At 48.3% G+C, this 11,014-nt stretch carries 9 protein-coding genes; 3 read left to right on the forward strand and 6 right to left on the reverse strand.

What is annotated here, in order from left to right:
* The 3 genes from QVO39_RS08240 to QVO39_RS08250 form a co-directional block, all read left to right on the forward strand.
* On the forward strand, positions 1 to 390 hold a 390-nt coding region (locus QVO39_RS08240), incomplete at its 5' end, for a sodium:calcium antiporter (RefSeq protein ID WP_502685076.1).
* Complete coding sequence (locus tag QVO39_RS08245; protein ID WP_021903768.1) at positions 377 to 1,237, forward strand: metal ABC transporter solute-binding protein, Zn/Mn family; 861 nt, start codon at positions 377 to 379, stop codon at positions 1,235 to 1,237. The genes QVO39_RS08240 and QVO39_RS08245, both read left to right, overlap by 14 nt.
* Positions 1,237 to 1,893, forward strand: coding sequence for a metal ABC transporter ATP-binding protein (locus tag QVO39_RS08250; RefSeq protein ID WP_021903769.1), 657 nt, complete (start codon positions 1,237 to 1,239; stop codon positions 1,891 to 1,893). The genes QVO39_RS08245 and QVO39_RS08250 overlap by 1 nt, the downstream gene beginning before the upstream one ends.
* Positions 1,894 to 1,962: 69 nt before the next feature.
* Here the strand turns inward: QVO39_RS08250 and QVO39_RS08255 are convergent, their stop codons facing one another.
* The 6 genes from QVO39_RS08255 to QVO39_RS08280 all read right to left on the reverse strand — a co-directional run bounded on the left by QVO39_RS08255 (position 1,963) and on the right by QVO39_RS08280 (position 10,708).
* Positions 1,963 to 3,786 carry a Na/Pi cotransporter family protein gene (locus tag QVO39_RS08255; protein ID WP_018028463.1) on the reverse strand — a complete coding sequence of 608 codons (1,824 nt, stop codon included), beginning with the start codon at positions 3,784 to 3,786 and terminating at the stop codon, positions 1,963 to 1,965.
* A 106-nt stretch (positions 3,787 to 3,892) separates the two neighbouring features.
* On the reverse strand, positions 3,893 to 4,609 hold the full coding sequence (gene recO / locus QVO39_RS08260; protein ID WP_021903770.1) for a DNA repair protein RecO: 717 nt from the start codon (positions 4,607 to 4,609) through the stop codon (positions 3,893 to 3,895).
* Positions 4,610 to 4,624: 15 nt separating this feature from the next.
* A complete protein-coding gene (locus QVO39_RS08265) occupies positions 4,625 to 6,082 on the reverse strand; it encodes an aminoacyl-histidine dipeptidase (RefSeq protein WP_021903771.1) in 1,458 nt (485 codons plus the stop codon).
* Positions 6,083 to 6,544: 462 nt separating this feature from the next.
* Positions 6,545 to 8,290, reverse strand: coding sequence for an ABC transporter ATP-binding protein (locus QVO39_RS08270; protein ID WP_021903772.1), 1,746 nt, complete (start codon positions 8,288 to 8,290; stop codon positions 6,545 to 6,547).
* A 21-nt stretch (positions 8,291 to 8,311) separates the two neighbouring features.
* Positions 8,312 to 10,066, reverse strand: a complete 1,755-nt coding sequence (locus QVO39_RS08275; RefSeq protein WP_021903773.1) for an ABC transporter ATP-binding protein — start codon at positions 10,064 to 10,066, stop codon at positions 8,312 to 8,314.
* Between the two features lie 27 nt (positions 10,067 to 10,093).
* Entirely contained in the window at positions 10,094 to 10,708 is a 615-nt protein-coding gene (locus tag QVO39_RS08280; protein ID WP_018027975.1) for a TetR/AcrR family transcriptional regulator, read from the reverse strand.
* Positions 10,709 to 11,014: the final 306 nt, after the last annotated feature.

Genomic DNA, 11,014 nt, shown 5'->3' on the forward strand with positions numbered 1-11,014 from the left:
GTGGGGAATGCTACTAAGATAGCTTCGTCGCTAGGGGTGAGTGAGACGTTGATAGGGCTTACACTGGTGGCGTGGGGAACGTCGTTCCCTGAGCTGGCGACTTCTGTGGTGGCTGCTATGAAGGGAAATACCGATATTGCTGTGGGTAATGTGATTGGAAGTAACCTCTTTAACATCTTCTTTGTGCTGGGAATTGCAGGGACGGTGCGGCCGTTGAGCAATCTGCAGTTTACTTCGCTGGATATTTGGATGCAGCTACTTGCCATGGTGATTGCTTTGGGGGTGGCTCTCTTTTGGGGAAAACGTGAGATTAAGCGTGCCGAGGGGGGGATGATGCTTTTGGTTTTTATCCTTTATAATGTGTGGATTATCTTTAATGCGGTGGGCTAAGTATTGCTTTGGCTGGGGGCTTTGCGTGGTGCTGCTCTCGCTTATTACAGCTTGTAGTTCTGGCTCTCGGGTGGAGAAGCCTATCATCTCGGTGAGTCTACTTCCCGAGAAGTACTTTGTGGAGCGAATTATTGGGGAGCTGGCGGAGGTGCATGTGGTGGTAGCGCGAGGAAGTAACCCCGAGACGTACGACCCCTCTCCCCGGGATATCGCTATGCTTCAAAGCTCACTTGCCTATTTGGCTATTGGTACGTTGCCTTTCGAAGCTCAGTGGGTGGCGGTTTTGCCGAAGGAGGTGCCCTATTTTGATCTCGCAAAGCAGTTGCCAAGGGAGCTCGTAGAGGGCGGCCACGAAGGGCATCAGCACGCCTTGGGCGACCCGCACTATTGGACGTCGCTCTCTGGTGGGGAAGCAATGGCGGAGGCGATTTTGGCGGCGATGCTGGAGCTATTCCCAGAGCATCGGGAGGAGATTGAAGCCAATTATCAGGCAAATGTGGTGCCTGAATTGGAGGCTATTCGGCAATTGGGGAGAGGAATATCTAAAGGTGACAAGGACCTTGCTTTTGTGATCTATCACCCCTCTCTATCACTCTTTGCTCGGGAGTGGGGGCTGACGCAATTGCCTATTGAGGAAGATGGGGAGGAGCCAACGCCTAGGCATCTGGTGGAGCTGATTGAGCGTGCAAGGAGCATGGATACAAGAGCGGTGCTAGTGCAGGCGGAGTTTGATACTAAAAATGCAACAGCCGTGGCGAAAGAACTAGGACTGAAGGTGGTCTCTATTGACCCTTTGGCAGAGGATTGGGGGGCTGAGATGAGGCGATTGATTGAAATCTTTAGATAATGGAAGCAAAACCAATCATCATAGCTGAAGATCTGGAGCTAGGGTATGGCGAGGTGCCTAGTCTGCTCTCGGGAGTCATTTTTAAGCTTTATCCGAATGAGTTTGTAGGGATTACCGGTCCGAATGGGGCGGGGAAGACCACTTTTATCCGTGCGTTGCTCGGACTGATAGCACCTAGGAATGGCTCTATTCGCTACTTCTCAAGAGAGGGGATGCCTCTGAAGAAGATAACTATTGGCTATATGCCACAGCAGAATCAGCTGGATAGGGAGTTCCCGATTAGTGTGGAGGAGGTGGTGCTGAGTGGCCTATTCGGAAGGAAAACGCTGAGGGCGACGAGTGAGATGCGAGCCCTTGCCAAGGAGGCACTGGAGTCGGTAGGAATGACAAAGTATGCTACTAGGGCAATAGGTCATCTCTCGGGCGGACAGCTACAGCGGGTGCTATTGGCACGAGCTTTTGTAAGTCGGCCGATGCTTTTGGTGCTGGATGAGCCTTCGACCTATGTAGATAGAGATTTTGAAACCTCTATGCTTTCACTCTTGCCACAGCTACAAAAGGAATCAGCCATAGTCATGGTATCGCACAATGAGGTGCATCTCCGAGCTTTGGCCTCTCGTATCTATCATATTGACCATACTTTTACCGTCGAGTAAATAATAGAAAACTCTCCCAAAGTAGCTGGTGCTACCGTGGGAGAGTTTCGTTTTTACAAAAAGAGTTCGTTATTTCACTTGTCTTACGTAGGCCTCAACTACATTGACTGCATAGTCGCCCAAGCGCTCATACTCATCGATGATATCAAGGTAGTATACTGAGTCTTGGTAAGGGTATACGTTATTATTGAGGTCCTTGAGGTTTTCTGCCACTAGGAACTTGTACTTGATATTGAGTGCCTTCTCAAGGTCGTGAGAGTGGAGTATCATATTTTGTGTACGCTCATCGCTCTCTAGTACTTCTACTGTAAACTGCATGATGTTCTCGAGCATATCGTGCATCTCGGTGAGGTGTGCTGAGAGTGTAGGATTAGTGGCACGACCATCTTCAAACTTGCGGCGTAGGATGCGTGCTATATTGAAGCAAGCATCGCCCATACTCTCAATCTCGCTAGAGATCCTGAGGTAGCTCTGTACATTTCTACGTGATTCTGCACTCAGGTCGCCACTGGATAGCTCTGTGAGGTATTGTACAATCTCTATCTCTACTCTATCGCAGATACGTTCGTACTTCTCAATACGTGTGAAGCTCTCTTCAAAAGCTACTTCATCCTCCATATTGCTCAATTCGCGTACCATGCCGAGCATCTTCTGAGTCTTTTTGCTGTAGTTGACAATCTCCTTATTGACCTGTAGCAATGATAGCTCACTGGTGGAGAGCATACGAGTGGAGAGGTACTGTAGGTGTGGGTACTCCTTCTTATCTGAGATGGTCTTGGCTGGCTTGATAATGGTCTTGCACGCTTTTACAATTAAGGGAACAAACCAAATCATTACAAAGGTATTGATGAGGTTGAACATGGTGTGAAACAACGCAAGTCCCATACTTATCGCTCCTGCCATGCCTATGACGGTGCCTTGTATACGACTCATCTCTACGTCGTAGATAGGTGCACCACTAGTGATGAGTGCAACATCGCCTGGCTCGTAGCGAGCATTGAGGTCGGCAATAATAGGGAAAAGCTCCCGAGGATCGTAGCCACTCGAACGTGCCACCATCCCTGAAACGAGGTCGACCGCTGGGAAAAAGAGGAAGAGGACCCAAACTACACCCAGCACGTTGAATAGGGTGTGTGAAACAGCAGCTCGCTTGGCATTGACACTGGCATTAAGGGCTGCAAGATTGGCGGTGATAGTGGTACCAATGTTTTCACCTAGAATCATCGCTGCACCCATGGAGAAGGGTATCCACCCTTGGCTACACATCACCAGGGTGATGGCTACTGTAGCACTTGAGCTTTGTACCAAGAAGGTGAGGATGGTACCAATCAGTAAGAAGAGCAGTACCGAGCCAAAGCCCATATTGGTGTATTTCTGCAAGAAGGCTAGTGCCTCGGGGTTATTCTGAAGGTCGGGCATTGAGTCCTTTAGGAATTGCAGCCCTAAGAATAGGAGAGCAAAGCCGAGGATAAAGTCGCCCCACGAATTGTAATTTTGCTTCTTCGAAAAGATAAATGGAATAGATAGTGCAATCAATGGGACTGCAAAGGCACTGATATCTACCTTAAAGCCAAGAAGGGAGATGACCCATGCAGTGACGGTAGTACCGATATTGGCACCCATAATCACGCTAACAGCCTGTGCCAAATCAAGTAATGAGGCATTGACAAAACTGACTACCATCAAGGTGGTAGCAGAGGAGGACTGTACAAGTGCTGTGATTAATATACCTGTAAATACACCGAAGATGCGGTTGGAGGTCATCGCTGAGAGGATACTCTTCATGCGGTCTCCTGCTACCTTTTGTAGCCCCTCGCTCATGATCTTCATACCGTAGAGGAAGAGACCGAGAGAACCTATTAGGTAGATAAAATCTAGTATTCCGTAATCCATTTCTTAATTATGTCGGATAGCTTAATAAAATATTTGCTTTGCAAACTTACTCAATTCGGTCTATAGCTCCAAAAATAACCTAATGATATTTGCCACACTCCCTGCCTTAAAATAGCTGACTCAGTATTTCTGGCGATTTTAAGTTGCCAAGGTCGGGGAAGTGATAGCCTAGAAAATCGAGAAGTAACTTAAGGAGTAGGCGTCGCTCCTGCCCTGAGAGGGGAAGCTCTTCTGGTGCTGGTGAACTAATGAATTGGTAGAGTAGGGAGGAGGCATAGGCTTTGCCTTGTTCTTCTGGGCTCCAGGAGGGGCGGAAGTTGCCTTCGGAGAAGTCGAGTACGCTGCTAGGCCTATAGGTCTCACTTTGTGGCAAGATACCGAGATGGTGGAGTAGCCCTGTCATCAATCGAAGATGAAAGGAACTAATCCCTTTATCGCTAAGGTGCTCTAGCCCTTTTATCTCCTCCCTCAAGTAGCGGTACAAAGCTCTATCGGCACCATTCGAGCGAAGTAGTCGGGTGAGTAGTTCTACTGTAAAGAGGGCTACTGCATTGGCCACAGGCTCAATGGATGGTCGGATAGGTCGGTGAAGTTGCACTTGTTCTCTCGGTAGCTGAATCCCACGATTGGGCAGATAGTCGAGAGTTACCTTTAGAATTGAGAGAGGAATAAAAAAGGCATTCGCTTGACCTCTTCTACGAGAGGCCGAGCGAATGCACTTAAAGGAGAGTGCACCGAAGCACTCACTATAGGTGGACACGATACTGGCATTGTCGGAGTAACGTACTGCACCGAGTACGATTAGCTCTGTCTCTGTCAGCATCGCCCTCTATCTGAATTATAGTTCTTTGAGCGTGCGGATAAGTAGATCCCAGGTCTTCTCCACAGTGGCAATGTTTACACGCTCATCAGGAGAGTGGGGCGATTTGATAGTAGGCCCAAAGCTGATCATCTGAGTCTTAGGCATCACCCCTTGGATGATTCCGCACTCTAGCCCAGCATGCATCACCTTTACAGGTGGCTCAGTGCCATTGATATCTTTGAATACCTTCTTCATCACCTCAAGTACGTGAGAGTGGGCATCGGGTTGCCACCCATTGTAAGGAGCCGCAAACTCTACCTCCGCACCGATGAGTGAGAAAGCACTCTCAATGCTCGAAGCTACCATCTCCTTACGGCTCTCGCTTGAACTACGGGTAAGGAAGGTAACGGCTAGCTTGCCACCTCCCAATTTGATAGCTGCAAGGTTGCCAGAGGCCTCTACGGTATCTGGAAACTCGGAAAGATAGGTGATCGCACCATTCTGCACCGCCTCTACCGCTTGAATCACATTGTCAGCAATCTCTTGGGGTACAATGTGTGCAGGGGTTTCGTTAAGGCGCTCTACACTCATCTTGATCCCCTCCTCGATGCCCTTATACTCCTTGATATAAAGTGCTTCAAACTCCTTAACCATCTCCTCTAGCTCACTAAGCTCCTCCTCGGGAAGCGTTACGACTACCCACGCCTCACGAGGGATGGCATTACGCAGTGAGCCACCTTGGAGCTCAGCTATAGAGAGGTCTAGTCTTTCAATGGCCTTCTTTAGGAAGCGGGCAATCATCTTATTGGCATTTCCTCTGCCGAGGGCGATGTCCATACCTGAGTGCCCACCCTTCAATCCATTAAGGGTTACCTTGGCTGCAATATCCCCTTCTGGGATAGGTTGGTCATCTTTGTACTCTAGTGAAACGTTGATATCCACGCCACCAGCGCAACCTACATAGAGCTCATCAACCACTTCGGAGTCGAGGTTGAGCATAATATCGGCTTTTGAGAAGCCCTCTTTCAGACCAAAGGCTCCTACCATCCCTACCTCCTCATCAATGGTAAATAGAGCCTCTATTGGACCGTGCTCTAGTGTATCGTCAGCCATTACAGCAAGACCCATAGCCACGCCAATGCCATTATCGGCACCTAGTGTGGTCTCATTAGCACGTACCCACTCGCCATCAATACGAGGCTGTATAGGGTCTTTCTCAAAGTCATGCTGTATGTGATTATTCTTTTGTGGCACCATGTCTAGGTGTCCCTGCATTGCTACTATGGGCCGATCCTCATACCCCTTAGTTGCAGGCTTGCGGATCAGTACATTCCCCACTTCGTCGGTGTGCGTCTCTAGTCCTAGTTCACGTCCGATCCCAGCTACATACTTAGCCACTTCGGCGGTATGGCCTGTGGGGCGTGGTATTTGTGTGAGTCCATAAAAGTACTTCCACACGAGCTGTGGTTTTAAGTTTAAGATTTCATTTGCCATGGTCTTGGTCTTATTATTGGTTTAGTTTATAGTTAGCTTTTGGCAAGATACCAAAAGCTAACTAAATAATCAAGACTTTTCCCCATGGATTTTAGGGGTTACGTATGAGAAAGGTCTGTGTGCATAATGACGTAATAACACCCTTGCGACCCAGCTGAAGTGTGGCAACTTCTAAGGCGTAATCTCAAGACATTAGTTTCGGTGCAGTGACACTGGAGTTTCATTGCATCGAAACTCCAGTGTCATTGCATTGAAACTCCAGAGATGAGAATATTGCACGAGGAAGAAGAGGCAAGGGATTCAATGACGGGCAAGGTTTACGTAGGGCATTAAGACCCTCGTCAGGGCGAAGGAAGCTTACTTGAGTAAGTGACCAGACCCGAATTCTGAAAGCAACTTTGCCTTACTTCCCTTAGATACTAACGAAAGCCTAGGTTTCACAGATCGTCTTCGTGCAACAGCCTATTTTGATGAAATATTTGTTGAAGTAGTATCTTGTTGCAGTCTTACCATTTGTGCAAAAGTTCCATTGTGTGCCATCAGCTCGTTGGATGTGCCTTGCTCTACAACTGTTCCGCCAGAGAGGACTACTATGTGGTCGGCACCCAAGACCGTGCGCATGCGGTGTGCAATGATGATGACGGTCTTGTTGCGTACCAGTTCGGAAATACCAGCCTGAACCTTCGTCTCGTTCTCGGCATCAAGACTGGCGGTTGCTTCATCCAAGAGTATCACAGGAGCATCTTTTAAGAGCGCACGGGCTATGGAGATACGCTGCCGCTCCCCACCCGAAAGGGTTTCCCCATTTTCGCCAATCACTGTATCGTAGCCTTGTGGCATACGACTGATAAAATCATCGCACTGCGCCAATCGTGCCACATGCCTTACTTCCTCATCGGTGGCGTTGTGCTTTCCTATGCGTATGTTGTCGGCAATGGAGGCATTGAAGAGCATCACGTCTTGAAATACTACGGCATAGTTTTTGAGCAACGTCTCTGGTTCTATGTTGGCGATGTTGTGCCCGCCCAGCGTTATCTTACCACTGTTGATGTCCCAAAAGCGTGCAGCGAGCTTGGTAGCGGTACTCTTGCCACCTCCTGAGGGACCAACAAGTGCTGTTACCTCGCCCTGACGGGCTGTGAATGAAACATTGTGAAGCACCTGCTTGTCTGTTTCGTAGGAGAAGTTGACGTTGTGGAACTCAATGTCATAATTTGAAACTTCCACCTCGGTGTCGCCCGTCTGTATGGGCATTGCCTCCATCTCTTTCATTCGCTTGATACGCACGTCGAGAAATGAAAGAATGGCAAGGTGATTGCATACTTCAAGGATAGGGTTATAAACCATGGCCGAAACAAGGAGAAACGCCAAATAGACGAATACCGACACATCTCCATGCTGAAGCATCCATGCGCCTACAACGATGACGGTAGGCATGCCTAGCTTAAGGAGTACAGCAGAGATGTTGACAAATGACCCCGACAAGAGTTCACCCGCAACAAGTTCTTTTTCCATTACTTTTAATCGCTGGTCGAACCGCTGGTTATATTCCTCCTCACCATTGTACGACTTGATTTCCTGCACACACTCCAGTCCTTCCTGTATCTGTTCGCTCACACCACGCTTGATGTGGTAGAGACGTGTAAAAGCCCTATTCATTCGTTTTCGTGAAACCAAGAGCACCACCAAGGCAAATGGCACTACCCAAAACAGTGCGATGGCTAATCGCCAGTCGTAACAGAACATTCCTGCTGCGATAATGACTGTGCTCACCATAGAAGCAAATAGTTGGGGAATGGCGTGTGAGAACGTCGTTTCCAATTGCGTACAGTCTTCCATAATGGTGGCTGTGAGGTCGGAGAGATTGTGCTCACCAAAGAAAGCGAGAGGCAAACGGCGTAGTTTCTCGGCTAAGGATATCCGGCGTTGCGCACTCTCATTATATACAGTGGTATAGGTGCTGTCGTACTGCCGACGGATCACGACGAGCATTACGACCATTATCCCTGCTGCCACGAGGAGATAAAACCACAACGTATGAGGGGCGTTAATTTGTGTATTATCGAGATACTCCATCAGGAAGAAAAACAAATAAGTGGGTGGCAGCATCAGCACAAGGTTGAGCAGTGTTGAGGAGACGATGCCTTGGCGCAAGTCTTTTGCCCCTTTTTCCGTAAGAGCGAAACGATTTTGAAAGTATTTAATCATGGCTTTGTGACGTTTAATTGATTATAGTTTCCATGAGACGGACTGTTGATATTCATTCCACATACGGTGGTAATACTTTTCCTTCCTCAATAGTTCCTCGTGCGTTCCCTGTTCGACAATCTCACCATTGTTTACAACTACGATGCTGTCGGCATCCTGTACCGTGGTAAGTCTATGGGCTATCATCAGCACTGTTTTTCCCTGGGTGAGATGTGCCAGTGCCTTACGGATAAGCTGTTCGTTTTCGGGGTCGGCAAAGGCAGTCGCCTCGTCAAGCACTACGATAGGAGCATCTTTCAGAATGGCACGGGCAAGAACAATACGCTGCTGCTCACCTCCCGAAAGATAAGTACCTTCGGCACCGATAACGGTATCCAACCCTTGTGGCAGACGGTCGATAATCTCGCGGCTTTGCGAGAGGTCTATGGCACGGTTGATCTGATCGGTCGTTGCATCAGGATTGCCGTAACGTAGGTTTTCGATGAGCGACGTCTTGAATAGACGGGTGTTCTGGAAGACGAAGGACACGTTGCGCATCAGCTCTTCCTTGCGCATATTTCTCACGTCTACACCTCCTATAGTAACGCTGCCATGGCGTACATCCCAAAAGCGGGGTATCAGCCTTGCTATGGTGGTCTTTCCGCTACCCGATGCTCCTACAAGTGCAACCGTCTTTCCTTCTGGAATGGTCAGGTTGATATGACTCACTGCATCTTTTTCCGCTCCCTCATACCGGAACGAAACGTCGTCAAGGCGAATGTCGTACCCTTCTGCCCGCTTCGGCTCATCATGCTGCGAGAGCGGTGCAATATGAGTGAGCTGCTCCAGTCGTTCCACAGCCTCGTTTGCCAAGAAAAGGTCCTGGCTGAGATACATGGCTTTCATCACGTTGGCAGCAATAAGCGGTGCAATCACCACATAAAGTATCACGTTGGCGATAATGGTGGTTGTATCTCCCCCGTGTCCTATCAGGATAATAGCAGTAGGAACCAGGAAGAAAGCAAAGGCATTGATAGCAAGTATGTAAAAGGACATTGGCGTGCGCCACACAAGCGTACACTTGATAACAAGATCGCGGTAGCTGATAATGCTGTCGTAGAAACGTTTGAACGAGAAGACCGTCTGCTGAAACACCTTAACCACGGGAATGCCTCTGACATATTCCACGGCCTCTGCCCCCATCTTCTCCTGTGCATCAAGGTAGAGCCTTTGAAATTGGTTGTTCTTTGGGTTCATCATATACCCCATAATGCCTATAGCACCAACGAGAGGTATCATTGCAGCCACTCCCAACTGCCAATCCACAGTGAATAGCAGTACGATAACCCCTATCGGAGCAACGACACAACTCGCCACATCAGGTAGCAGGTGTGCCACGAAAGTATGGGTCTGTCCTGAATCCTCATCAATAATTTTGCGCATACGCCCCGTATTTTGTCCATCGAAATAGCCCAATGGTGCACGCATCAGCCGTTGCATCGCTTTGCGCCTCATGTTGGTTTCGATACGGAATGCCGCAAGATGAGAAAGCATCAGTGCCAAAAAGTAGAGCAACACGTTCGACACCGATATGATAAAAGCCCATAGGGCATAGTCTATAAGGGGTGTGTCTGAGAGGTTGCCTTTGGCTGTTAGTAGTGTGCGTACCACGAGCCACAAAAGTACGAATGGGACAAGCGACAGCAGTCCGTTGACGGCCGACAGTGCTACGGAGCATGGCAGCAAGTATTTGCGCCCTCCCATATAAGCTCCTAAACGATTGAGAGTCTTAATCATATATTATTGTCTTTTAGAAATTAGTCGTTATGGTTTCAGCAATGCTTTCCATCCTGCCATACTAAAGTCCATGTACTGCTCCAGGGCAACTTTGATATCCTCGCCGCTGTAATCTTCATGTTCTACAAGCTCGCAGAAAACGGTTATCCATGTAGAGCAAGTGATGCGAATCCAGAATGGCGAAATGTCGGCGTTGAGATGTGGATAGCGTTCTTTCATCAGTCGTATGTATTCCAAACCCACTTTCATCTGCCTGTCCACCATCTTCTCTTTGTATCCTTGTAGCGACGTACCCTCAGCATCGAATAGTAGCAGTCGAAGCTCTGGTCGGAAGTCTTTGATGATGGCGAGCAGGGCAAAGATGTAATCTATTTGGTATTGTCGCATGCTGAATACGTCTATCGACAGGAACTTCTCGTCATTGTGCGACAGAATGTGTTTGTTTAACGCCTTGGTGAGGGGCCGCAACACCTCACAAAATAGTTCGTCCTTGCTACTGAAGTAATTGTAAAGGCTTCCAACGGAAATACCTGACTTGCGAGCGACCGTGCGAATGGACGTGCAACGTACGCCATGTGCGATAAACTCTGCACGAGCGGTCACGATGATACGTTGCCGAATGTCATCTTTCAGAGTTTGCATAATTAGGGTAAAGCGTCAATAACGAACGTTGTTCTACTTTGTTCATAAAAAAAACGCACCGTTCTTTTCTTGAACAGTGCGCTTCGATAGTCAAGGAATGTCTATCCCGATATGTAATATGGTACATTCGTTTTATCATACTCTTGTATTTATTTGTTGCAAAGGTACGAGGTATGGCCAAGTCTCGCAATACCTAAAAGTAAGTATTTTGCGGTGTTCGGCTGGCATGCGTTGGGAAGGTCTGTCTGAGTGGCGTTCATCGGAATGTCTATGGTAAGGACCTCCTGCGGAGGTCCGATTTGTTGT

Origin of the sequence: Porphyromonas sp. CAG:1061, assembly GCF_000435035.1 — a bacterium.
Lineage (GTDB): Bacteria > Bacteroidota > Bacteroidia > Bacteroidales > Porphyromonadaceae > Porphyromonas_A > Porphyromonas_A somerae.